The organism is Bacteroidia bacterium, from assembly GCA_016218155.1.
Classification (GTDB): domain Bacteria; phylum Bacteroidota; class Bacteroidia; order Bacteroidales; family GWA2-32-17; genus GWA2-32-17.
The window spans coordinates 153,325-177,881 of record JACREQ010000059.1 but is presented as its reverse complement, the minus strand read 5'-3'; the positions used below and the strand labels follow the sequence as shown (position 1 = coordinate 177,881).

Sequence of the window (24,557 nt, the reverse complement as noted above, 5' to 3'; positions counted from 1 at the left end):
TTTCATTTAAGCTAAATCGGCAAAATAAGATTCTGTTTTTCTAAAATATATTACTCCTATTAATAACAATATAACAGCTGAAGAGATGCTTATAATAATTAAATTAAAATCTAATGATTTCTGTATTATCGAGTGTCTGAATAATTCAATTGCTGAATACATCGGATTTAATGCAAGAATAAATTTAAACCAAACTTTACTAACAATGGATACAGGATAAATTACCGGAGTTAAAAACAATAATGCCTGAACCATAAATGGAATGATATATCTGAAATCACGATACTTAATATTTAAAGCAGCAAGTAACGATCCTATCCCAAATGTTGAAATAGCAGTAATAAGAATACTCAAAAACAACAATGGAATAAATAAAATAAAATTTATTGAAACCTGATAATAAATAATCATAACAATAAATACTAGGAATGCCATAACAAAGTCAAATAACGACACCAAAACAGCAGATATAGGAATAATTAACCGGGGAAAATAAATTTTATTTATAATGTTTGCATTTGACACCATACTATTTCCTGCACCTGATATTCCTGAAGAAAATATATTCCAAAGTAATAATCCTGAAAAAACAAAAACCGGATATGGAATATTGTCAGAAGGAACGTTTAATGCCTTTCCAAAAAAAACTGTAAAAATTATCATCATTAAAAATGGCTGCAAAATAGCCCAGGCAAACCCCAATACAGTTTGTTTATATTTAATTTTTATATCGCGCCATGTAAAAAAATAAAACAACTCCCGGTATTGCCATAGTTCATTAATACCAATTGTAAGTTTATTTTTAGGTTTTATTTCGTATTCAATCATTTATAAACAGCTTAAACAAGATGCAAGATAGTAAAATATAATTAAATCAATACTCTTTCAATTGCTTTACCTGTTTAAGATATATTTAAAGATTATTTTTCATAAATTAGAACTAATGATAAGTTGCTAACTTATAAAATTTTTATGTCTCGTTTAATCACTTTATATTTGATTGATTTTTTAATATTCTTTTTATAGAAAATCTAACTCACTATATAGCAATATGATAATTTTAATTACAGGAGGGGCAGGTTTTATTGGATCAACACTATGTGTAAAACTTAAAGAAAAATATCCTCATTATACAATAATAGCATTTGATAATTTAAAAAGACGTGGTTCTGAATTAAACTTAATTGAATTTCAGAACTATGACATTAGGTTTATTCATGGCGATATTCGCAATATTGAAGACCTTAATTCTGTTGGTTCGTTTGATGTTTTAATTGATGCCTCTGCCGAACCTTCGGTATTAGCTGGACTTGACTCTGATCCTTCTTTTGTAATAAACAATAATCTTTTTGGCTCCATAAATTGTTTTAATGCGTGTTTAAAAAATAAAGCAAAACTTATTTTTCTTTCTACAAGTAGAGTTTATCCCATCGAAAGAATTGAAAATGCAAATTTTATTGAAGAAGAAACACGTTTTTCATTTTCTGAAAATCAATTGGAAAAAGGAATTTCAAGAATAGGTATTTCTGAGGATTTAAGTTTGAATGGAGTTCGTTCTTTTTATGGAACAACAAAACTTTCGGCAGAATTATTTATACAAGAATATTCTGCGTTTTACAATTTAAAGTCAGCAATAACACGATTAGGAGTAATTGCAGGTCCACGCCAAATGGGAAAAACAGATCAGGGAATTGCAACTTTATGGATGGCAAAACATTATTGGAAACAACCACTCAGCTATATTGGATACGGAGGATTAGGAAAGCAAGTAAGAGATCTCCTTTATGTAGAGGATTTGGTTGAACTTATAGACATTCAAATTCATCAAACAGAAGAATTTACCGGAAATATATTTAATGTAGGGGGTGGTTTAAATAATAGTATTTCACTTCAAGAAATGACTAAAGTTTGTGAACAAATTACCGGAAATAAAATAAAAATAACTTCCGAAATTAAAAACAGGCCAGCTGATTTAAGAATTTATATAACTAATAATTCTAAAATTGAAAAAAACATCAGCTGGAAACCAAAAACCAATTTAGAAAGTATTTTTTCTGAAACATTTACATGGATTAAACAAAATGAAAAACAACTTAAAGCTATATTGAAATGAATTTAATAAGTTCATTTTATAAATTTTTAAATACCAAAAGATTTTTCTTTGTTCTCTTTTTCTTAAATGTTATAATTGGGATTGTTGTTTTTAGAGTTTCATGTGGCACCAATTTTCCCGACTCCAAAGGATATTGGCTAATGGGAGAAAGTATCCTACATGGTAAATTTTCAAGCTGGTATTTATTTTATAAATATTATCCCGAAACTTTACGAACTCCCGGTTATCCTGCATTTTTGGCAATGTGCCAACTTATTTCATCGTCACAATTATTTGTAAAAGTAATACAGTTAATTCTTTATTTTATTTCTGTATTCATTTGTACTTTAATTATTAAACGAGTAAATACCGATATAAAGTATCGCAATATTTTTCTTCTTTTACTACTTCCAAACATACAAATTGTATATTATTCCGGACTTATAAGCACTGAAATAATTTCTATTTTGTTTATTGTTTTAACAATGTTTCTTGTTTGCTCAAAAAGATCTTTAAGAAACATGCTGTTTATTGCAATTACCTGTTATTGCACTTTTATTGTCAGGCCGGCTTTTCTTTTGTTTCCATTTATTCTATTCATTTATTTTATTATACAAAACAAACAACAGTATAAACTTTCACTTATTTTTATTTTCTTTTATATAGCATTGCTTATTCCATTCGGGTTATGGAATAAAAGTAACCACGGAATTTTTAAAATTACAACAATTGAAGGTGCGGCAGGAGCAATGCATTTAAGTTACTGGGCACTTAAACTTCCGGATGGATATACAGAACGTTTTTACTGGGGAAATAATACAAGTTATGATTTAACAAAGCCACATTTTTATAACAATGATGAAATTATTAAAAACGTAAAAGATTATGAGACCGAATGCAAATTGTTATGGAATAACCTGAAACAATTTGAAACAAGAAATGATTCTTTAGACTTAGTTAAAATGAGTCAGTTAAATCCTGAAATTTTTGTTCTTCATAACAGTAAATATAATATTGAAAGAGAAAAATTATTAACACAAATAACAAAGCAGCATATTTTAAATGATCCTGGTTATTACTTAAAGTCCAGAACTTATCAGCTTTTTAGAACTTATGTTACAGGAATAAACTATAAAAACCTGGAAGAATCAAATTCCTTTTTAGGCAAAATAAAGGTTATTTATCCTTTTGTAATTACATTTGCTTTTATATTTTTAGGATTAATTTTTATAACGATTAAAATTCTTTTAAAGAAAACGCATTTCAAAAATAAATATGGATTTGTTTTGCTCTTTTGGTATTATGGAATTATTCACCTTCCGTTTACCATTCAAGCAAGATATAGTATCCCTGTTCATTTATTAATACTTTCAATTTTAACAATAACAATTATTAAAGAAAAAACATATAAAAATGGCTAACATTTGTTTAATTACAGGATCTTCTGGTTTAATAGGAAGTGAATCTGTAGATTTTTTTTCGAAAAAATTCGAAAAAATTATAGGCATAGATAATAATATGCGGGCAAAATTCTTCGGACAAGATGCATCTACCGAATGGAACACAAAAAGACTATTAAACAGTTTCAATAATTTTGAACATAATGCAATTGATATTCGTAATTTTTCTGAATTGGAAACTATTTTTAAACTAAATGGTTCTAACATAAAGTTAATTATTCATAGCGCCGCACAACCTAGTCATGATTGGGCAGCAAATGAACCAATTACTGATTTTACAGTAAATGCTAATGGAACATTAAACATGCTTGAATTAACAAGAATATATTGTCCTGAAGCAACTTTTATTTTCACTTCCACAAATAAAGTATATGGCGATACACCAAATTATTTACCTTTGGTAGAACTTGAAAAGAGATGGGAAATAGATTCATCTCACCCATATTTTAAGGAGGGAATTGACGAAAGCATGAGCATAGATCAAACAAAACATTCTTTATTTGGAGCATCTAAAGTTGCAGCAGATGTTTTGGTACAGGAATATGGTAAATATTTTGGAATGAATACCTGTGTTCTAAGAGGTGGCTGCCTTACCGGCCCAAACCACTCGGGTACTCAATTGCATGGATTTTTATCTTACCTAATGAAATGTGCTATAACCGGCGATAAATATACTGTTTTTGGATATAGAGGTAAACAGGTTAGAGATAATATTCATAGCTGGGATTTAGTTAATATGATCTGGCACTTCCATCAGAATCCTAAACAGGGTGAGGTTTATAATGCCGGTGGTGGAAGGTTTTCTAATTGTTCAATGACTGAAGCAATTGAATTATGTGAACAAATCACAGGAAAAAAAATGAACTTCGAGTATTCTGAAACAAATAGAATTGGTGATCATATTTGGTGGATAAGTGATGTAAGTAAATTTAAAAAGCATTATCCCAAATGGGAAATGAGGTATAATATTCTTGATATATTAACTCAGATCTCAAAAAATGTAAATAACAGATAATTTCAAAAAAATATTAGATTTAATAATTTATAAAAAAGTAATTTTAGTCACTTAACTGCCGAAGCATGTTTTTAATAATCCGTCGTATTCTAAACAAACTTTTACCCTTGTCATTAAAGTATTCATTAGTAAGAAAACTTCCTAATATCGAAATATTTTTCGCCAAATCATTAAGGGGAATAGACAAATTATGGAAACAGGATACTGTTTTTGTTAAATGTTATAACGAATCAAAGAAAAGATCTTTGCTTGATGTTAAAAAAGCATATATATTATTTTTGTGTGCAAAAAATGCTGTAAATATTGAAGGCGACTATGCCGAACTAGGAGTTTTTAAAGGAGCAGGCAGTAAATTGATGCTGGAAGGAAGTTTTCATAAAAAGAAAATTTTATTATTTGACACATTCGAAGGTTTGCCTGACGTTAACAAAGAATTTGATAATCATTGGGACAAAGGAAGTTTGGGAGACGTTAGTTTTAATGAAATCAAAACCTTTCTAAAAGAAGATAATTTCACTTTCTATAAAGGATATTTCCCCGAATCTGCAAATAACTTATCAGAAAACACTAAATTTTCTTTTGTGCACATTGATTTTGATATATATCAATCAACATTAGATGCTTTGGAATATTGTTATAATAAGATGTCTCATAATGGGATTATTTTAATTGACGATTATGGAGTATTGGCTTGTCCTGGCGTTAAAAAGGCTGTTGATGATTTTTTTATTGATAAATCCGAAATGATTATTCCAAATCTTAATGGACAATGTATTATTATTAAAGCTTAATTTAGTCTTTTATTTAATTTTAACTTTTCTTATTGTATAAAGAACTCTACTAGAAAAATGACCTTTAGAATACTTTCTATACAAATTATAATAGACGTTGTTGAACGATTAGTATTTTATCCCAAATTAAAAGCGTTTTATTTAAAAAAGATTATAATAGAAAATAAAGATAGGATTAAAACAATAATTGATGTAGGTAGCAATAGGGGGCAAAGCATCGATTTTTATCTGAAACTAAATAAAAAAGTTAAAATTTTTGGTTTTGAGCCAAACATAACATTATTTAACAAATTACAAAACAAATACAAAAAGAATTCTGATATTGTACTTAATAATCTAGGAATAAGTAACACAAACGGAAAATTACTGTTTTATGAAAATATAATGAACGAAACCTCTACTTTTGAAGAAGTTAATTATAATTCAGATTATTTAAATAAAAAAGCAAAGGTGTTGGGTGTAGAGGCAAAGGAATTAATCGCTAAAACTTATGAAGTAGAAGCCATTACATTATCTCGTTTTTTAGAAAACAATACAAATCTTTTTATTGACATTTTAAAACTTGACGTTGAAGGTCATGAATATAGCTGTTTACAAGGACTTTTCGAAAATCAAAAAACTAAGTACCCAATAAATTTCATACAACTGGAATGCCATTATGATGATATGTATGTCAATAATAAAAATCAGACTAAAATTAATGCCCTTTTAAAAACTAATGGATTTGAAGAAGTTGCCAGAATAAAACATAGCTACGGAGATTTTTATGAAATTATTTACGAAAATAAATTATTAAATGAAGCTTAGCGTTTTAATACCTGCTTATAATGAAGGTGAATCAATTACTGAAACAGTAGATCAGTTAGAAATTGCATTTTCAGAAGTTAACATCGATCACGAAATTTTTATTGTAAATGATAATTCCAATGATAACACATTACAAGTTTTAGAAAATTTATCAAAAAAATACTCAACTGTTAAATATGTAACAAATACAGGTGCAAATGGCTTTGGATATGCAGTTCGTTATGGGTTAGAGCATTATACCGGCGATTGTGTTGCTATATTTATGGCAGACTTGTCTGATTCTCCTAATGATTTAATCAAATTTTATAACTCCATGGTTGAAGGAAACTATGATTGTGTGTTTGGTAGTAGGTTTATTAAGGGGGGGAAATTAATTGATTATCCTTTTGTTAAAAAGCGCATAAACAGATTGGCTAATTTAATTATCAGAATTGTTATGCGCATAAAATATAACGATACAACAAATGCATTTAAACTATATAAGAGACATACAATTGATGGCTTAAAACCATTCTTGTCACCTCATTTCAATTTAACAATAGAATTACCGCTAAAAGCTATAATTAGAGGGTATTCATATAATGTACTTCCAAATTCATGGACAAATAGAAAATATGGCGAATCGAAATTAAAAATTCGTGAAATGGGAAGCAGATACTTTTTTATTTTAATGTATTGCTTTATAGAAAAGTATTTCTCTCGTGGTGACTTTAATAAGAAATGGTAGCCTTTATATTTGTTTTTTCTGAATTTAATTATTCATCATGGTTTTGCTTTTTATACTAAACCTAATATTAGATAATAACATAATAGTATAAATTGTAAGATAAATAATTGCCGGATTAAAGTATCTCCATTCAGAGCCTTTTAAGTAAATTGGAAATAAAAGGATTAAAAAAATGATTATCACATTAAAAAACCAAAGTTCTTTGTTTTTTCTTGAAAGCACAAATAATCCAACAAACCCTAATATTAAAATAACATAATACAAAAGGCTTTGAAAAATCTTAACAGCAGAAAACATTAATTTTAAAGTAATTGGCTTTGCAGGAACAACAAAATAATATGACCCGGAATTAATTAAAAAGTTTTTAATTCTTAAAAGCGGACCCCAAAAATAATAAAAAACAGGTTTTTCTTTTGCAAAACAATCAATATATCCTTTCATTCTATTAGATAATTCCGCTTTAACAGTATCGTTTTTTACTCCTTCAACTACCTTTTTTTGATAATTCACGATGTCATTTCTTAAAGCAATTGTTTCTTTTTTTCCATAACATTTACAATAAGCATAGTCCGGCATTTGAAATTCACATGGCAAACAGTGTAAATTATAATTAAAATAACACCCTGCACTTCTTTTATCCCAGAAAATAAAATTTCCGCCCCAAGCGGCTATATAATCACGTAAAGTTAAATCAACATCATCATAATTAAAACCAGAATACATGTCTTGCTGCAAAGGAACAAATCGATTTAATGCGTAATAATTTCTTATAGTCCATGGAGTAAGCAAAACAATTATGGTACTAACTATTAATAACTGGTCAATAAATAATGATTTAAACCGACTAAATATTTTTTTATTTTTAAAATAATATAATGCAGTTTCAACACAGATTAAAAATAAAAACATACCATAATATGGCTTTAAGGCAACTGCAATACCTAAAAACAATCCGGATAAAAACAATTCTTTTCTTCCTCTATTTCTCTGATAAAGAATATAAAAATAGGTAAAGAAAATTAACATTGAATAAGAAAGACTCTCAGGTGCTATATAAACATCCCACCAGCTTAAGTACAAACTTGCTGCCGATAAAATAATAAATAAAACAAAAGTTCTTTTATTAAACTTTGTTAAAAGTAGTATTATTTTAAATAAATAATAGGTTGAAATAACAGCAATAACAATTTGTAATAAAACCAATAAAAGTAAACTATTGTCTCTGTTAAAAAGCAGATGAAAAAGATAATAAATTATTCCATAATGGGGCATTCTACCTGCAAGTGCCGGTTCGCCACCTGGATTGGAATATATATAAACTCCATGATTTTTTAAATTATCAAGTGGTTCAATATATGAATCGGCATCTCCGGCATAGTGAACAATATTAATTTTATTTGGTTCACTACTTGAATAGATATAAAAACCGAGAAAAATTATTTTAACAATGAGTATTATAAGAATATAAAAGTATGTTTTTTTTAAAATCATGTTGCTTGTTATTACTTATAAAATTTTAATAACTTTAAAATAATTTCATTCAAAACAGTTTCATTTAATGAAAAATAAAAAGGTAAACGAACCAACCTTTCAGCATAATAATCACTATGTGGCAAATCTATTAATGAAGATGTTTTTAAATTATAACTACTCTTATGAAGGCTTTGATAATGAAAAACGCAAAATATCTTCTCGCTCTTCATGTATTCTATTAAAGATTGTCTTTCTTCTGTAGATGAACACACTATATAGTACATGTGCCCATTGTTAGTAGCATAATCAGGAATAACTGGAATTTTTACTCCTTTTGAATCCAATTTAGATCTTAAGGCAGAATCATAATAATTCCAAATCCATTTCCTTTTATTTTGAATAACCTCCATGTTTTCAACCTGGGCATAAAGAAAAGCAGCACATATTTCTGAAGGAAGAAATGAAGATCCTATATCAACCCAACCATATTTGTCTATTTCACCACGAAAAAAAGCAGCCCTGTTAGTTCCTTTTTCCCAAATAATTTCTGCCCTATTTGCAAATTGTTCGTCATTTATTACAAGCATACCACCCTCACCACATTGAATATTTTTTGTTTCATGAAAGGAAAAACAAGATAAATGCCCAAGACTTCCTAATGGTTTACCATTATAATAACTATCAATTGCCTGAGCAGCATCTTCAACAATAAATAATTTATATTTGTTTGCAATTTCAATTATTTTATCCATATCACAAGCAACTCCCGCATAATGAACAACAACAATAGCTTTAGTTTTTGAAGTGATAAATTTTTCTATTTTAGATTCATCAATTCCAGGGTGGTCTTGGCGACTATCAACAAATACTATTTTAGCACCTTGTCTAACAAAAGCTAATGCAGTTGAAACAAAGGTAAAAGAGGGAATAATAATTTCGTCACCTGTTTTAATGTCTAAAAGCAATGCCGCCATTTCTAATGCATCTGTACAGGACGTAGTGAGTAAGCACTTTTTGAACCCGAATTTATTTTTTAAATATGACTGGCAAAGCTTAGTATACTTCCCATTTCCAGAAATATGACCAACATTTATAGCATCATTGATATATTCATGTTCTTTTCCGGTAATATAAGGGAAGTTAAAATTAATCATTGTTTTTTTTTTCAAAGATACAATTTTACAATATTTCAACATTATCTTTGCAATAATATGGTAGTTTCAGTCATTCAATCAAATTATTTACCCTGGAGAGGTTATTTTGATATTATTGGTATGTCAGATATTTTTGTCTTTTATGACGATGTGCAATACACTAAGAATGACTGGAGAAACAGAAATATGGTTAAAACTAGTAATGGCAAATTATGGTTAACCGTGCCTTGCGGCGACAATATTAAACGTCTTATATACGAAGTTGAAATTTTAAATAATAATTGGCAAAAAAAACATTATCAGTCAATTACGCAAAATTATGCAAGGGCGAAACATTTTGATTACCTTAAGGACTTTTTGAAATACATATATATTGAAAAACAATGGTCTCATTTATCCGAGCTTAACCAATATTTAATTGAAAAAATTTCTACCGAATATTTAGGTTTTAATTGCAGATTTTTTAGAAGTAACGATTTTTCAATTAGCGGAGACAAAAACGAAAGACTTGTAGAATTGCTGCTAAAAGTTGGAGCAACCGAATATATTTCTGGTCCAAGTGCAAAAGATTATATTGATTTTAATAAATTTGAACAAGCAGGGATTAAAATAAAATGGATGGATTATTCCAATTATAAAGAATATCCACAGCAATTTCCTCCGTTTGACCCAAATGTGTCAATTATCGATCTTCTTTTAAACTGTGGATCTGATTCAAAAAAATATTTAAAATGTTATGAAGGATAATTATGATTATTCTATAGTTGTACCAGTATATTCGGGAGAATTTACAATTAAGGAACTTTTTAATAAAATAGAAGCTGCTTTTATTTCAATAAATAAAACTTTTGAAATAATTTTTGTACACGATAGGGGAATTGATAATTCGTGGGAAGTTATTTGCAATTTAAAGAATCAGAATCCAACTATTATTAAAGCAATTCAATTAACCAGAAATTATGGTCAACATAATGCTATTATTTGTGGTTTTGAATATACATCCGGCAACTACATTATTACTTTAGACGAAGACTTACAGCATGATCCAGCTGACATAATTAAATTAATTATCAAAGAACTGGATACTGATGCTGATGTTGTTTATGGCTGGTATAAAGAAAACGAACAAACATTTATAAGAAAACTTCTTTCGAAGATTTTTAGATATATTATTTTAAAAGGCATACCTGGGCTTTATTCATTCTATTCTCCTTTCAGACTTTTAAAGAAAGACATTGCAAAAGCTACAATTGGGATGCAAAATTCTTATACTTTTTTAGATGGCTATCTTACATGGATTACTTCAGATTTTGAGCATGTTAACGTAAGTCATTCTCGCCGTATTTCGGGCAAAAGCTCATATAACTTTAGCAAATTAATTACACACTCTATTAATGTATTTGTAACGTTTTCAAATCTTCCGTATAAAATATTATTTTACTTAGGAACAATACTTTCGTTTTCTGCAGTTATATATTCGGTATACATTCTTTTAAGAAAAATATTATTTGATGATCTTTTACCCGGTTTTGCAACTTTAAATATATTATTGAGTCTTGGATTTGGAATAACTTTGCTAGGGATGGGTATTTTAGGTGAATATTTACAACGAATTAACCAAAAGTCGACAAAAAAACCAAATTACTTGATTAAACATGAAAAGTAAAAGACTCGCAATTATTGGTTCTCAGCAGTTGGGTTTGCAACTTAAGAATTTGGCTGATCAATCTGGGAAGTATGAATTTGTGGGATTTTTTGATGACTTTAATAAGGGCTCCAATATTATTGGTACTACTAAAGAAATTGAAAAACATTATAAAAAATCATTTGATGAAATAATAATTGGTATTGGCTACAAACATTTAGAATTAAAAGATTCCATTTTTCTTAGTCTTAAAGAACAAATTCCTTTTGCTACAATTATTCACCCAACAGCTATTGTTGATAGTTCTGCAATAATTTATCCGGGTACAGTTGTTTACCCCGGTTGTATAATCGATAAAAATGTAATTATCGAATCAAATAATCTATTAAATTTAGGTTGTATAATTTCTCATGATACTGTATGTGGTAGAGCAAATTATATCTCACCGGGTGTTGTTATAAGTGGATTTGTTAAGATTGGCTGTGGTAACTTTTTTGGTTCAAATTGCACTATAATTGATTCCATAAGTATTGGTAACAAGAATGTTATTGGCGCGGCATCAAATATTATTTCTAATATTAATAACAATTCTAAAGTAATAGGTAATCCAGCAAAAATTATAGTTTAAACAATTCTAAAGTTTAAAATTAATTGTATGTCAGGCAAAAAGGAACTAACTTTGTTTAAATTTAAATTGAAAATATAATTTATATTTTATATTTTTGATAAATATGAAACTACTTATAATCTCAATAATTAGTATTTTTCTCTGTTGGCAAAATGTTTATTCGCAAAATATTTCACTTGTTAGTCCTTTAAACAACATTGTTATTGACACTAATTCTATTAATTTTAACTGGAATAAAGAGGCAAATATTCTTTATTATGTTATACAAATTTCAAACGACTCTAGCTTTAATTCGGTTTTATTAACAGACTCAACTGGTTTAACCGAAAAAACTTTTAGTTCATTTACAAGTTGTGAAAAATATTTTTGGAGAGTTAGAGGGAAAAAAATAACACAATACTCAAATTGGTCAAATTTTAATACTTTCATACTTTTTAATCCAAAATGTATTCCCCAACTTTCTCTCTGGCTTAGTGCAGATACTGGTATTGTTGAAACATTAGGTAAAGTTTCAGAATGGCACGATCTATCTGGCAACAATAACGATGCTGTTCAGTTGGTTAGTGCAAATGCCCCATTTTATTACCCATCTGATGATTCTATAAATGGTATGCCAACTGTATTTTTTGATGGGTTAAATTCTTTTCTAAACGGAACTATTATTAATAATATTGATATTAGTTCAAATACAATATTAACAGTTTGCTCTGGAGAACCTGAGCCATTAAATGCTAATGCAGGAATATTTTGTATTAATAATTTCGGAAGTGGCTTCTGGTTTGAAAGATGGACAAACGGTACAAGTTCATTATTATACTCAACAAATGGAAATTATTTTTATACTTCGCCCAGTACCTTAAACGAATTAGGCTTTAACTATAAAGTTCTTGGATCAGAAAAGTTAATAAATTCATTTGTTAAGTTATTTATAAATAACACTCTTGCAGGTCAATCCACTTCACCTCAAATTAGTTCCACTTTTACAAATGCAAACTACAATATTGGATATGCTCCCGGATTTCAATATTATCATGGAAATATTCCCGAAATAATTGTTTATAATCAATTGCTAAATGATAGTTTATTTAATCTTGCCAATAAATATTTATTTGATAAATATGCGCCGCCAGTAAACTTAGGTTTTGACATTGATGTTACATCAAGTTTATGTGATACAATTATTCATGCAGGAAATAGATTTGTATCATATCTCTGGAGTACAGGAGAAACCACAGAATCTATTTCGGTAAATACGTCAGGTACTTATACAATTACCGTCACAAATATTTTTGGCATTCAATCATCTGATTCGATATATATTAAATATCCCTCAGTTGAACTTAATGATACAATGTTTTGTTCAAATAGTTCTGTTCAGATTTCTTCTAATCTTGGCTCTGGTTTTACCTATCTCTGGTCAACCGGAGAAACTACTTCATCAATTAATATAAACACACCAAATTCATATTGGGTATCAGTAACAACAGGCAGTTGTTCGAAAGTTTCTAATACAATTCAGGTAACCGAAGATTCTTTTCCAATAATCGCATCTTTAGGAAACGATACTAATCTTTGTTCTTCTAATTTAATAGGATTAGTTGCTCCAGCACCTCTTCCCTCTGGACTTTCTTATTACTGGTCAACAGGAGAAACCATTCCAAACATTGCCGTAAATAGTATTTCTGACTTTTATTATATTACTGTAACAAATAGTAATGGTTGCGTAGCAAAGGATACTATTTGGGTTAATATTTTAGGAACAGCTCCTGTAATTGATTTTGCAAATAGTGCCAGTTGTTCAAACGAAACTATTCAATTCACTAATCTTTCAACTCCAGTTGGTAGTTCATGGAATTGGAATTTTGGAGATAGTCAAACATCCTCTTCACAAAATCCTGCTCATTTATATACTTCTGGTGGTGTTTATAATGTAACACTTGAAGTAAGTGTAGGTAGCTGTAGTAATTCCAGAACAAAGCAAATAACAATACCAGAAGCGCCGACTAGTGCGTTCAATATTTCAACTGCTTGTGTTGGAAATGAATTTTCTTTTTTTGATCAAAGTACAGTCCCAATGGGAGATACTATCATTTCATGGGATTGGAATTTTGGCGATTCTACACCGCATTCTACTTCCAAAAACTCACAACATATTTATTTATCTTCAGGTTCTTATTCTGTTGCACTTATTATTCAAACTCAGAAAAGTTGTTCGGATACGGTAATTCATGTTATAAACGTTGTTAGTAATTCAATACATCCTTCTTATTTTGAACTTTGTTCACCAACTAATGGGCTTATTTTATCAGATCAATCAATTGATTTTATCTGGAATAATTCAAATAATGCAAGTTTATATACATTACAATATTCTACAGACAACACTTTTTTAAACAACGTTTCAACATTTTCAAATATTCAATTCAATAATTTTCATACTATATTATCTTCTGTAGGTCAATATTACTGGAGAGTAATTGCCTATAATATTTGTAACGATTCTGTTATTTCTTCAATAAATAGTTTTAATTACTTCCTCCCAAACAATCTGCAGGATAATGTTATTTGGCTTTCTGCTGATTCCGTTGAGTTAAATAGTAACACCGTGCATACTTGGTATGATAAAAGTGGAAATAACTATAATTCAACACAGGTAATTTCAGACCAACAACCATTATTTGTAAATAATGACTCATTATTAAATAATCATCCAATTATTAGATTTGATGGTAATAATGACTTATTTAACGGAACATTAATTAATGGAATAAATGATACTTCTTTATCTATATTTATTGTAGCCAAAGGTTATTCACAGGGAGGTAATGAAGCTGGTTTTTTTAACATTAGCAACTGGACTAACGGTTTTTGGTTCAATAGAAGAATTTCTGATCAAAATTTAAGTTTATATAATAATGGCGATTATTTTTGGACAACTCCATTATCGCTTCCCAGCACAGGTTTCCCATTCAAAATATTAGAAGGTGTTAAAATCATAAATATTAAAACTCAATTATATATTAACGAAATTTTAAGCAATGAATCTACTGTTCCATTATTAAATAGCGCATTTATTAATGATAACTATATTATTGGATATAGTCAGGGATTTAGTTATTTAAATGGAGAAATAGCAGAAATTATTTTATATAATAGGGCACTTCCAAATAATGAGCGAAAACAAGTTGAAAAATATATTCATGACAAATATGCACCTCCTGTTAACCTTGGTCCAGATATACAGTCAACAAATTTTTGCCCTGTGACTATTGATGCAATAAACAGATATGTTAAATATAATTGGAGCACAACAAACCTTATTTCTGGTGACACTCTTTCTAAAATAACGGTCACCAAACCAGGACAATACTCTGTAACCGTTACTGATGTTTTTGGAGCAACTTCTGTGGATACCATAAAAATATTTATGCCTTTTAATGGATTTAGCGATACTACAATTTGTTTTAATTCTTTAGCAACATTTAACAGTAATTTATCTCATCTTTTTACTTTTAACTGGTCTGACCTTACAACAGATTCATTAATTACTGTTTCAGACTCAGGCAATTATTGGGTGCAAATAACCGATTCACTTGGTTGTAGCAATATAGATTCTTTTTTTGTAAATATCGATTTTTTCCCTTTAACTGCTACTCTTGGACCTGATACAATTTCTGTCTGTTCTGGAAATTCTATTTCTTTACAGTCAGGTGCAAATCAAACAACAAATTATCTATGGAATGACAATTCTACAAATTCCAATTTAATTGTTAATTCAACAGGCAATTACTGGGTTTTGGTAACAAATAACAGAGGCTGTACTGCGACTGATACAGTTTACGTAAACATACAAGGAACCGCACCATTACCTGGATTCTATTATACAAATACTTGTTTGAATGATCAAACAATATTTACCGACACCTCGCAAACACTAGATGGTAGTAATATTAATGCCTGGCAATGGATTATTAATAATGACACAACAATAACACAAAACACATCAAATATTTTTAATGGCATTGGTAATTATCAAGTTATACTAACTGTAACAACTGACAGTAATTGTTCAAATACCATTTCAAAAAACATAACAATTCACCCTAATCCATTGGCAGATTATAGTGTTTCCGGTACTTGTATGGGAGGAACAAGTTATTTCACAAACTTAAGTTTGATTTCTCAGGGTTCTTTATCAAACATGAACTGGAGTTTTGGGGATAGCAATTATTCAATTCTACTAAACCCACAACACACTTTTTCTGATATTGGCTTTTATCAGGTACAACTTATTGCTACAAGTAATGAAGGATGCACAGATACTATCACAAAAAATATTGAGATTAAATATGCACCAACAGCAAATTTTGATTTTTCACCGGCATGTACGGGTTCAGCAACCTGGTTTTTTGATTTAACTGAAACTCTTAATATTTTCCCAATTATTAAATGGAATTGGGATTTTGGCGATGCCAGTACATCATTACAACAAAATCCACAACATATTTATTCAGCAGTTGGGCAATACCCTGTTAGCTTAATAATAAAGTCATTAAACGGTTGCGAAGACACCATAACTAATTTAATTTCTGTTTCTGCACCACCAGTTGCAGGATTTGTTGGTGATAGCACTTGTTTTGGGCTACCTCTTCAATTTACAGATACTTCATCTGTGTTAAACGATAGCATTTATAAGTGGCAATGGGATTTTGGTAACAATACACACTCAAATCAACAAAATAATTTAGTGAACTATAGCGACACAGGTAATTATATAGTTAATTTAACAGTCACCTCAACTGTTGACTGTATTGATCAGGTTTCAAAAATAATTAAAGTATTTCCACTTCCTGTACCGGGCTTTTTAAGTTTACCAGATTTAGGTGCTCCTCCATTACTAGTAAATTTTACAAATAATTCAAATGATCTCAGTTATTGGAGTTTTGGCGATGGGCAAACAAGTCAGATAAACTCACCTGTTCATGTGTTTAACGATACAGGAAATTACATCGTTTGGCTTAAATCAGAAAATTCTCATGGCTGTATCGACTCTACTTCTAGATCAATAAAGGTTGTTCCAAATATCTTCGATCTGGCAATTTTAAGTGTCGATTATACTAATAATTCAGGTTATTTAACAATTCACACAATAATTGCAAATGTTGGAACTATGCCAATAATAAAACCAATACTTACTCTTAGCTCAGATAAAAATACTCCTATTGTTGAAATTTATCAGGATACTATTTTCTCCGGCGAAATCCTTGATTATTATTTTACTTCACTGCTGCCTTATAATGAGACATTCCCACAGAAATATGTTTGTGTAAAAGGTAGTCTTTCTCAAAGTATTATTGATAAAGATCTTACAAATAATGAAGCGTGCAAAACTATTGTTTTAAGTAATGTTATATTAAATCTTTATCCTAATCCTTCTTCTACAGAAATAAATCTGGATTTAAATATAACCATACCCGGAGATTCTAAATTAGATATTTTTGATAAAGAAGGTCGTATGGTTTATTCAAATCATGCACAACTAAGCATAGGTTTTAACAGACTTACAATTAGCGTTATGGATTTTGCAAAAGGAAAATACACACTAACACTAAAAACACCAGAAGGTGAGAACACAACTGAATTTATTAAATATTAAAAATGCAATTAGTATTTGCTTCTAACAACCAGCATAAATTATCAGAAATTCAATTTATTATTGGCAAAGAATTTCAACTAATCACATTATCAGAAGCCGGATTTACTGGCGATATTCCGGAAGATCAAAATACTTTAGAAGGGAATGCACTTGAAAAAGCGAGGTATATTTTTTCAAAACTTGGTGTAAATTGCTTTGCCGATGATACTGGACTTGAAGTTGAAGCATTAAACGGAGAACCTGGAGTTTATTCGGCAAGATACGCAGGTCATACAAATAATTCTGAAAATAACATAGCAAAACTATTATTAAATATTAAGAATAAAACTAATCGCAAAGCACAATTCAGAACTGTTATTGCATTAATAATAAATGGCAAAGAATTTCTTTTTGAAGGTATAGTTAAAGGAATTATTATTAAGGAGAAAAGAGGAAGCATCGGATTTGGTTACGACCCAATATTTGTTCCTGACGGATATAACAATACATTTGCAGAAATGCCTATTAACGAGAAAAATAAAATAAGCCATAGAGCAAACGCAATACACAAGCTTGCAGATTTCCTTAAAAAAGACAATTTAATACCATAATATTTAATTATTTTGCAAAAAATATCTGCAAAATAAAATGCCTCGCATATTATATATTGTTCCACATAGAATAAACCGCTCTCCAGGGCAGAGATTTCGTTGCGAACAATACTTAAATGTTTTACAGGAAAGAGGTTTTGAAATACAATATTCAAATATTATTTCTGAAAAAGATGATAATATTTTCTATTCTAAAGGCAAATATCCTCACAAAGCATGGATATTAGTCAAGAGTTTTTATAAAAGACTCACAGATATCAGAAAAGCGAAGAAGTTTGATATAGTATTTATTTACAGAGAAGCATTTATGCTTGGAACTACTTTTTTTGAACGACTATTACAATCAAGAAAAGCTCTGATTATTTTTGATTTTGATGATGCAATATGGTTAAATGACACATCTGAAGGAAATGCTAATCTGGATTGGCTTAAAAAACCTTCTAAAACTGCATCGATAATAAAAATTGCAGATCTTGTTTTAGCTGGCAATACATATCTCGCAAATTATGCAAAATTATTCAACCCCAGAATTGAGATTATGCCAACCACTATTGATACCGATTATCATAAAAGAACTATTAAAATACAACAAAAATCAAGTATTTGCATAGGTTGGACAGGCACATCAACAACATTAAAGCATTTCGAAACAATTGTGCCAGCACTAAAAAAGATTAAAGCAATTTTTGGCGAAAAAGTTTACTTCAAAGTAATTGTAAATTTCCCATATCGATTACCTGAGCTAAATATTGAAGCAACTCAATGGTCGTCAGAAAAAGAAATTGAAGATCTTTCCGAAATTGATATCGGAATAATGCCATTACCTGATGATGAATGGTCAAAAGGGAAGTGTGGCTTTAAAGGCTTGCAGTATATGGCATTAGAAATTCCAACAATTATGTCTCCTGTTGGTGTAAATTCCGAAATTATTAAAGATGGAGAAAACGGTTTTCTTGCCTCAACAGATGAAGAATGGATTGAAAAACTTACACTTTTAATTGAAAACGAAAACTTACGTATTTCATTAGGTAAAGCCGGACAAAAAACTGTTGAAGAAAATTATAGCGTAAACTCATTTAAAGATAAATACGTTCAGTATTTCTTAAATTTATTGGAAATAAAAAAAGCGTAGGTTTTAAGCTACGCTTTTCATTAAATCATGTTTTTGTGAAATTTTGTGTTTTCGAGCATTTGTGGCATTTTTTATTTTTTCAATAATTCCGCTGTCTCAACCAATTTCATAAACTCTGATCTGTAACCTTCTTTGTCTTCACCTTTAGAAACCTTTGCTAAAGCAAGTACTGAAGCAAATGAAGAATTTGCCTTAAATTCCGATTCTCTTAAAAGCATACCAAATTCAGAAACAGCACAAGCAAATGTAAAGTTATTTGTGTTAACTACTTTCCTGTCACTTTCTTTTATTTTATTTACAATTAACTTAGAAACATCTTCATCTGGTTTTTTGTAACGAAGTTTAACAGTCATAATATCGCCTGATTTTACAACTTTTGTTTGTTGATATTCTAATGGGTCTGTAATATTAACCGACTCATCTGAATCTGCAGGAATAATTTCATAAAGTGCAGTAACTGTATGACCGCAACCTATTTCACCAGCATCTTTAGTGTCATCGTTAAAATCTTCTTTATTTAACAATCTGTTTTCATAACCAATTAGTCTGTAAGCCTTCACTTTTGAAGGATTAAATTCTACTTGAATTTTTACATCTTTTGCAATTGTATAAAGCGTTCCCCATAATTCTTTTCCAAACACCTTTTTTGCTTCCATAATATTATCGATGTAATAGTAATTACCATTTCCAGCATCTGCAATTTTTTCCATTTTAGAATCTTTATAATTGCCCATTCCAAAACCAAGTATGCTGATAAAAACGCCACCTTTTCTTTTTTCTTCAATAAGTCTGGTCATCTCACCATCACTACTTGCACCAACGTTAAAGTCACCATCTGTAGCCAATATTACTCGATTGTTGCCACCAACAATATAATTTTCTTTTGCAATTTTATATGCTAACTGAATACCCGCTCCACCAGCTGTACTTCCGCCAGAGCTTAACTGCTCTAATGCTGCGTTAATTGTTTCTTTTTTATTCCCGGCTGTTGACTCAAGTACACAACCTGCTGCACCTGCATAAACAACCATTGCAACTTTGTCTTCATCTCTTAAATTACTTACAAGAATTTTAAATGCTTGTTTTAAAAGTGGCAGTTTATTTACATCACCCATTGAACCAGAAACATCAATTAAGAAAACCAGATTGCTAGCTGGAATTTTTGTAGCTGCAATATTTTCACCTTGTAAACCTACCATAACAATATCATGTTTTTCGTTCCATGGACATTTTCCAATTTCCATATTAATTGAAAAAGGATCACCATTAGTTGGCTGTGGATAATTATATTCAAAATAATTAATCATTTCTTCAACTCTAACTGCATCTTTATATGGCATTTGATTTTGATTTAAAAATCTTCTTACATTAGAATAAGATGCCTTATCTACATCTGCTGAAAAAGTTGATAATGGGTTTGAAAGGGCTTCTTTAAATGCATTTTCATTAATTTTATCATATTCTTCGGTATTATGTTCAACTTCTATCATATCGTATGAAGCAGGTGAAGCAAAATATGCCTGAGATTCTGCACATTTTGTTTTCATTGCAGCACCCACATTACAATTTTTTTTATCCATCACCTGCTCTTGCTGTAATTCATCAACAAGTACTTCAACAATTTGAGATAATGAAATTGAGACAGACTTAAACTCTCCCTTTTTTAATTCCAAAGTTTTACCAGTCCAATTACTATAACCATTCTTTGTTGCTTTAATTAAATACTTTGCTGGAATTAATTTCGAAAAAACATATGCACCACTTGTTCCAGTTTTTACCGAGGTTACAAAGTTACCGTCTCTGTAAAGCGATACGGTTGCATTATCTATTGCTTTACCGGTGTTTGCATCTGTTACAAAACCTGAAATTGAATCAGGTATCGGAGCTGTTACTGGACTAATCCATAATCCTGTAAGTAGCATAATTAATAAAAATGTTGTTTTCATAGCTTTAATTTTTAAAGTTTATTAAAATTTGATTTTGGTTTTGAGATGCTACTAAATATTTTTTTCCATAAATAAAATTTTAAACTTTTTTATTTATTTGACATTTAATTACATATCCGTTTTTAAACGTTTACATTCGAATATAAGCGAATATACCTGATTAACAGCCGAATCTGGATTTTTTACGACCATATCTTTGCATCAAACAAAATTCAAATTCATAAACAATTAAATTTTAAAACGTCATGGAAAAAATGATTAACAAAGTAGAACTTAGCGGATTTATCGGATTAAATCCTGAAGTAAAAACATTACCAAATGGTAATAAAGTATTAAAATTTTCGCTTGCAACAAGCACAAACCATAAAGACCGTGAAGGTCAATGGGTGCGTGATACAACATGGCATAATGTTGTAATGTGGAATAAACTTGCAGATGCAGCTAGTAACGAAATTAAAAAAGGTAGCAGAGTTTCGCTAACCGGTAAACTTGCAAATCGCACTTTTACAGATAAAGAAGGAAAAAAGCGCTTTATCACCGAAATAGTTGCTGTTACTTATGAAATAATAGCTGCTGAAACAGTAAAAGCAGAGTAAATTTATTTCAATCTTTTCTAAAAGCCTTTCCGATAAATCTGGAAAGGCTTTTTTTTTTAACTTACATTCTAATTTTTTTTTAATTAATGACTACTCAAGATATTCTTAATAAATATAATAAGTCCGAATTTATTTCACTTGAAGAAGGTGTTGAGCTTTACAAAACTGCGCCACTTGCCGATTTACTTTATGCTGCAAATGAAATAAGACAGAAACTGCATCCAAATAATATTGTTACCTGGCAAATTGACAGAAACGTAAATATTTCAAATGTTTGTTTTGTACAATGTTCTTTCTGTAATTTTTGCAGAAAAGCAAATAATGATGATTCTTACACAACCACTATTGAAGAATACAGAAAAAAAATTCTGGAACTTTTTGAATTGGGCGGTGACCAACTTCTTTTACAAGGAGGGATGAACCCCAAATTAGGACTTAGTTTTTATGTTGATTTATTTAAAACTTTAAAAAACGAATTTCCAAAACTAAAACTTCATGCACTCGGTCCACCAGAAGTTGCTTATCTTGCAAAAAAGGAAAATCAAAGTTTTAAAGAAATTCTTGAAGTACTTATAAAATCAGGACTTGATAGTTTGCCCGGAGCCGGTGCCGAAATATTGAGTAACAGAGTCCGCACTGAACTTTCTAAAGGTAAATGTTCTGTTGAAGACTGGCTGGATGTTATGCGTGTTGCACATAAAATGGGGCTTTATACTTCAGCAACTATGATGTTTGGACACATTGAAACTATAGAAGAAAGAATTCAACATTTAATTTATATCCGCGATGTTCAAAGCGAAAAACCAAAAAATGTTCCTGGTTTTAATGCATTTATTCCCTGGCCTGTTCAGCTTACCGACACAAAACTTGGACAAGAAAAACAAATTGCACCTGTATCAAATACCGAATATTTACGAATGTTAACAATTAGCAGAATTATGTTGCCAAATGTTCCAAATATTCAGGCATCGTGGTTAACTGTTGGAAAAAACACGGCTCAGCTGGCTTTACATGGTGGTGCTAATGATCTTGGTTCAATAATGATAGAAGAAAATGTTGTTTCTTCAGCAGGTGCAAATTATTCGTTAAATGCTATGGGAATGAAAAAATTAATTGAAACAGCGGGTTTTATTCCAAAACAAAGAAATCAGAAGTACGAATTTGTTTAAGTATAATTGTTGAGGTCTGTAAACATTCTAATTGTAAGCTAGGACGTTTTTCTTTTTTTATTCGTGCAATTACTTCCTTCGGAAGTAAAAAAGTTCGTGTCTTGTTTTAAACAAAAAAAATGCCCGGCAAAGCCGGGCATAAATTTTATAATAAATGTTGTTATTATTTTACAAGTTTTGTGCTAAAAGAATTACCTTTTACGCTATTTGCAACAATGCTATAAATTCCGTTAGAAAGTTCAGAAACGTTTAATTTAACTTCTGTTGAATTATTAAAATCGTATTGCTGAACTAGTCTTCCCTGAAAATCATAAATGCTAACATTAGAAATAGCTTCTTTTGCTGCTATTGTTACCATGTTTGTTGCAGGATTTGGATAAACATTCATAACGCTAATATCAGAAACTTCGTTAATTCCTGTTGATAATGGAGTAACACTTGCAAATGTTGAACCAACACGGATTTCATCAATATCTACATTAGGTGTACCTCCTAAAATAGTTGAAGAGTATCCGTTTCTAATAAAAACGGCAGCAAAAGTTGCAAAAGTACTTGTACCAACGTTATTTGTAACAGAACCAGCTGGGTCTGCACCACCAAGTGTTGTTGGGTTTATCCACAGTGAAGCAGTTGTAGGAACAGTACTTTTGTCGTATTTTACAACAACTAAATAAGTAGTTCCATAATTTAAATCAATTCCACAATCAGTGAATGAAGTACCGGTAGTACCACCAGAAGTATTTAAAATACCAAGTCTGAAGTTAGCTTTGTTTGTATTAACTGCTTTAATACCAAGTCTACCACCAAATGCTGTTACACTAGCGTTGCCAGCTGAAGCTGCTAATCCTAAAAAGTAATCATATCCAGTTATAGATAAATCTGTTGAATCAACAACATTAATTAATGCAGAATAGTATGCAACATTACCAGTAACTGTAGCTACAGCATTAACATCACGGGTTAGTGCAGCTGTTCCAGTTAAGTGAATTTTTCCACCGGTAGATGCTTGTAAGCCAGTATATGACAAACTTCCAGAAACAATGTCAATTGTGCCTACTGTACCACTATGAGTTAGCCAGCCATTGCTAGCGCAATCTGCTGTTGCTCCAACTGTTGTGCAATTTCCGCCAATATTTCCTGTTCCAGCAAAACCATCATAAAACTGACCAAATGATAATTGGCTAATTCCTAAAAAAGCCAATAAAAAGAAAGAAGTGTAAAGTTTTTTCATATAATTTTTTTTAAAGTTAATTTGTTGCAAAGGTATAACATTTATTAATGTCAATAATTATTTTTAGGTTAATAAATTAGAAAATTAATGATTTATAAAAGACCTAAATCGAGTAAGGCAGCGTCGCTCATCATGTTTTTATTCCAAGGCGGATCAAATACTATATTTAAAACCAAATCGCTAACTCCTTCAGTTGCTTTTACTTTCTCGTTAATTTCATTTAGCATATCGTCAACCATAGGGCAATTGGGCGAAGTTAAAGTCATTTTAATATTAACCTTACCATCATTTTCTGCAATTACTTCGTAAATTAAACCAAGCTCATAAATATTTACAGGAATCTCGGGATCAAAAATAGTTTTAAGTGTTTCAACTACTTTGCTTTCTAATGTGAATGTGTCCATGATGTTAAATACAGTTTATTGTTTGAAGTTCTTTGTTAAAA

20 protein-coding genes are annotated in these 24,557 nt (G+C 29.9%); 14 read left to right on the top strand and 6 right to left on the bottom strand.

Translation table 11 applies throughout. The annotated features are described in order from the left end of the window. Positions 1 to 6: 6 nt before the first annotated feature. Positions 7 to 828: an ABC transporter permease gene (locus HY951_11550; GenBank protein ID MBI5540687.1), complete on the bottom strand. Its 822-nt coding sequence runs from the start codon at positions 826 to 828 to the stop codon at positions 7 to 9. 223 nt (positions 829 to 1,051) lie between these two features. Here HY951_11550 and HY951_11545 point away from each other — a divergent pair, with 223 nt between their 5' ends. From HY951_11545 to HY951_11520, 6 genes are all read left to right on the top strand, one after another. Next, positions 1,052 to 2,113: an NAD-dependent epimerase/dehydratase family protein gene (locus tag HY951_11545; GenBank protein MBI5540686.1), complete on the top strand. Its 1,062-nt coding sequence runs from the start codon at positions 1,052 to 1,054 to the stop codon at positions 2,111 to 2,113. Further along, the gene (locus HY951_11540) at positions 2,110 to 3,513 is read left to right on the top strand and encodes a hypothetical protein (protein ID MBI5540685.1); all 1,404 of its coding nucleotides are present in this window, start codon (positions 2,110 to 2,112) and stop codon (positions 3,511 to 3,513) included. The genes HY951_11545 and HY951_11540 overlap by 4 nt, the downstream gene beginning before the upstream one ends. Then, on the top strand, positions 3,506 to 4,567 hold the full coding sequence (locus HY951_11535; GenBank protein ID MBI5540684.1) for an NAD-dependent epimerase/dehydratase family protein: 1,062 nt from the start codon (positions 3,506 to 3,508) through the stop codon (positions 4,565 to 4,567). Before HY951_11540 ends, HY951_11535 begins: the two co-directional genes overlap by 8 nt. 65 nt (positions 4,568 to 4,632) lie before the next feature. Further along, positions 4,633 to 5,358 carry a class I SAM-dependent methyltransferase gene (locus tag HY951_11530; GenBank protein MBI5540683.1) on the top strand — a complete coding sequence of 242 codons (726 nt, stop codon included), beginning with the start codon at positions 4,633 to 4,635 and terminating at the stop codon, positions 5,356 to 5,358. A gap of 57 nt (positions 5,359 to 5,415) precedes the next feature. Further along, entirely contained in the window at positions 5,416 to 6,165 is a 750-nt protein-coding gene (locus HY951_11525; protein MBI5540682.1) for an FkbM family methyltransferase, read from the top strand. After that, positions 6,155 to 6,892 carry a glycosyltransferase family 2 protein gene (locus HY951_11520; protein ID MBI5540681.1) on the top strand — a complete coding sequence of 246 codons (738 nt, stop codon included), beginning with the start codon at positions 6,155 to 6,157 and terminating at the stop codon, positions 6,890 to 6,892. The genes HY951_11525 and HY951_11520 overlap by 11 nt, the downstream gene beginning before the upstream one ends. A gap of 24 nt (positions 6,893 to 6,916) precedes the next feature. Here HY951_11520 and HY951_11515 read toward each other — a convergent pair whose 3' ends face one another. Then, positions 6,917 to 8,383, bottom strand: coding sequence for a hypothetical protein (locus HY951_11515; GenBank protein ID MBI5540680.1), 1,467 nt, complete (start codon positions 8,381 to 8,383; stop codon positions 6,917 to 6,919). Between the two features lie 11 nt (positions 8,384 to 8,394). Further along, positions 8,395 to 9,519 carry a dTDP-4-amino-4,6-dideoxygalactose transaminase gene (gene rffA / locus HY951_11510; GenBank protein ID MBI5540679.1) on the bottom strand — a complete coding sequence of 375 codons (1,125 nt, stop codon included), beginning with the start codon at positions 9,517 to 9,519 and terminating at the stop codon, positions 8,395 to 8,397. Between the two features lie 57 nt (positions 9,520 to 9,576). On the opposite strand from rffA, the gene HY951_11505 reads away from it, so the two are divergent. From HY951_11505 to HY951_11480, 6 genes are all read left to right on the top strand, one after another. Then, a complete protein-coding gene (locus HY951_11505) occupies positions 9,577 to 10,266 on the top strand; it encodes a WbqC family protein (GenBank protein MBI5540678.1) in 690 nt (229 codons plus the stop codon). Continuing rightward, a complete protein-coding gene (locus tag HY951_11500; GenBank protein ID MBI5540677.1) occupies positions 10,256 to 11,185 on the top strand; it encodes a glycosyltransferase family 2 protein in 930 nt (309 codons plus the stop codon). The genes HY951_11505 and HY951_11500 overlap by 11 nt, the downstream gene beginning before the upstream one ends. Beyond that, entirely contained in the window at positions 11,175 to 11,792 is a 618-nt protein-coding gene (locus HY951_11495) for a hypothetical protein (protein ID MBI5540676.1), read from the top strand. The genes HY951_11500 and HY951_11495 overlap by 11 nt, the downstream gene beginning before the upstream one ends. A 103-nt stretch (positions 11,793 to 11,895) precedes the next feature. Further along, entirely contained in the window at positions 11,896 to 17,448 is a 5,553-nt protein-coding gene (locus HY951_11490; GenBank protein ID MBI5540675.1) for a PKD domain-containing protein, read from the top strand. Between the two features lie 2 nt (positions 17,449 to 17,450). After that, complete coding sequence (locus HY951_11485) at positions 17,451 to 18,038, top strand: non-canonical purine NTP diphosphatase (protein ID MBI5540674.1); 588 nt, start codon at positions 17,451 to 17,453, stop codon at positions 18,036 to 18,038. A gap of 37 nt (positions 18,039 to 18,075) precedes the next feature. Then, positions 18,076 to 19,170 (top strand): glycosyltransferase family 4 protein, encoded by a 1,095-nt coding sequence (locus HY951_11480; protein ID MBI5540673.1) that lies wholly within the window; start codon positions 18,076 to 18,078, stop codon positions 19,168 to 19,170. A 71-nt stretch (positions 19,171 to 19,241) separates the two neighbouring features. Here HY951_11480 and HY951_11475 read toward each other — a convergent pair whose 3' ends face one another. After that, positions 19,242 to 21,116, bottom strand: coding sequence for a von Willebrand factor type A domain-containing protein (locus HY951_11475; protein MBI5540672.1), 1,875 nt, complete (start codon positions 21,114 to 21,116; stop codon positions 19,242 to 19,244). A gap of 245 nt (positions 21,117 to 21,361) precedes the next feature. Here HY951_11475 and ssb point away from each other — a divergent pair, with 245 nt between their 5' ends. After that, a complete protein-coding gene (gene ssb, locus HY951_11470; protein MBI5540671.1) occupies positions 21,362 to 21,712 on the top strand; it encodes a single-stranded DNA-binding protein in 351 nt (116 codons plus the stop codon). An 86-nt stretch (positions 21,713 to 21,798) separates the two neighbouring features. Further along, positions 21,799 to 22,881 carry a dehypoxanthine futalosine cyclase gene (gene mqnC / locus HY951_11465; GenBank protein MBI5540670.1) on the top strand — a complete coding sequence of 361 codons (1,083 nt, stop codon included), beginning with the start codon at positions 21,799 to 21,801 and terminating at the stop codon, positions 22,879 to 22,881. Positions 22,882 to 23,044: 163 nt separating this feature from the next. Here mqnC and HY951_11460 read toward each other — a convergent pair whose 3' ends face one another. Together HY951_11460 and HY951_11455 are read right to left on the bottom strand one after the other, a co-directional pair. Further along, positions 23,045 to 24,112: a T9SS type A sorting domain-containing protein gene (locus HY951_11460; protein MBI5540669.1), complete on the bottom strand. Its 1,068-nt coding sequence runs from the start codon at positions 24,110 to 24,112 to the stop codon at positions 23,045 to 23,047. Positions 24,113 to 24,204: 92 nt separating this feature from the next. Further along, positions 24,205 to 24,516, bottom strand: coding sequence for a DUF59 domain-containing protein (locus HY951_11455; protein ID MBI5540668.1), 312 nt, complete (start codon positions 24,514 to 24,516; stop codon positions 24,205 to 24,207). Positions 24,517 to 24,557 lie beyond the last annotated feature (41 nt).

Coding starts and splice junctions, on each gene's coding strand:
- HY951_11550 (MBI5540687.1), bottom strand. CDS start 828: ATGATTGAATACGAAATAAAACCTAAAAATAAACTTACAATTGGTATT.
- HY951_11545 (MBI5540686.1), top strand. CDS start 1,052: ATGATAATTTTAATTACAGGAGGGGCAGGTTTTATTGGATCAACACTA.
- HY951_11540 (MBI5540685.1), top strand. CDS start 2,110: ATGAATTTAATAAGTTCATTTTATAAATTTTTAAATACCAAAAGATTT.
- HY951_11535 (MBI5540684.1), top strand. CDS start 3,506: ATGGCTAACATTTGTTTAATTACAGGATCTTCTGGTTTAATAGGAAGT.
- HY951_11530 (MBI5540683.1), top strand. CDS start 4,633: ATGTTTTTAATAATCCGTCGTATTCTAAACAAACTTTTACCCTTGTCA.
- HY951_11525 (MBI5540682.1), top strand. CDS start 5,416: ATGACCTTTAGAATACTTTCTATACAAATTATAATAGACGTTGTTGAA.
- HY951_11520 (MBI5540681.1), top strand. CDS start 6,155: ATGAAGCTTAGCGTTTTAATACCTGCTTATAATGAAGGTGAATCAATT.
- HY951_11515 (MBI5540680.1), bottom strand. CDS start 8,383: ATGATTTTAAAAAAAACATACTTTTATATTCTTATAATACTCATTGTT.
- rffA (MBI5540679.1), bottom strand. CDS start 9,519: ATGATTAATTTTAACTTCCCTTATATTACCGGAAAAGAACATGAATAT.
- HY951_11505 (MBI5540678.1), top strand. CDS start 9,577: ATGGTAGTTTCAGTCATTCAATCAAATTATTTACCCTGGAGAGGTTAT.
- HY951_11500 (MBI5540677.1), top strand. CDS start 10,256: ATGAAGGATAATTATGATTATTCTATAGTTGTACCAGTATATTCGGGA.
- HY951_11495 (MBI5540676.1), top strand. CDS start 11,175: ATGAAAAGTAAAAGACTCGCAATTATTGGTTCTCAGCAGTTGGGTTTG.
- HY951_11490 (MBI5540675.1), top strand. CDS start 11,896: ATGAAACTACTTATAATCTCAATAATTAGTATTTTTCTCTGTTGGCAA.
- HY951_11485 (MBI5540674.1), top strand. CDS start 17,451: ATGCAATTAGTATTTGCTTCTAACAACCAGCATAAATTATCAGAAATT.
- HY951_11480 (MBI5540673.1), top strand. CDS start 18,076: ATGCCTCGCATATTATATATTGTTCCACATAGAATAAACCGCTCTCCA.
- HY951_11475 (MBI5540672.1), bottom strand. CDS start 21,116: ATGAAAACAACATTTTTATTAATTATGCTACTTACAGGATTATGGATT.
- ssb (MBI5540671.1), top strand. CDS start 21,362: ATGGAAAAAATGATTAACAAAGTAGAACTTAGCGGATTTATCGGATTA.
- mqnC (MBI5540670.1), top strand. CDS start 21,799: ATGACTACTCAAGATATTCTTAATAAATATAATAAGTCCGAATTTATT.
- HY951_11460 (MBI5540669.1), bottom strand. CDS start 24,112: ATGAAAAAACTTTACACTTCTTTCTTTTTATTGGCTTTTTTAGGAATT.
- HY951_11455 (MBI5540668.1), bottom strand. CDS start 24,516: ATGGACACATTCACATTAGAAAGCAAAGTAGTTGAAACACTTAAAACT.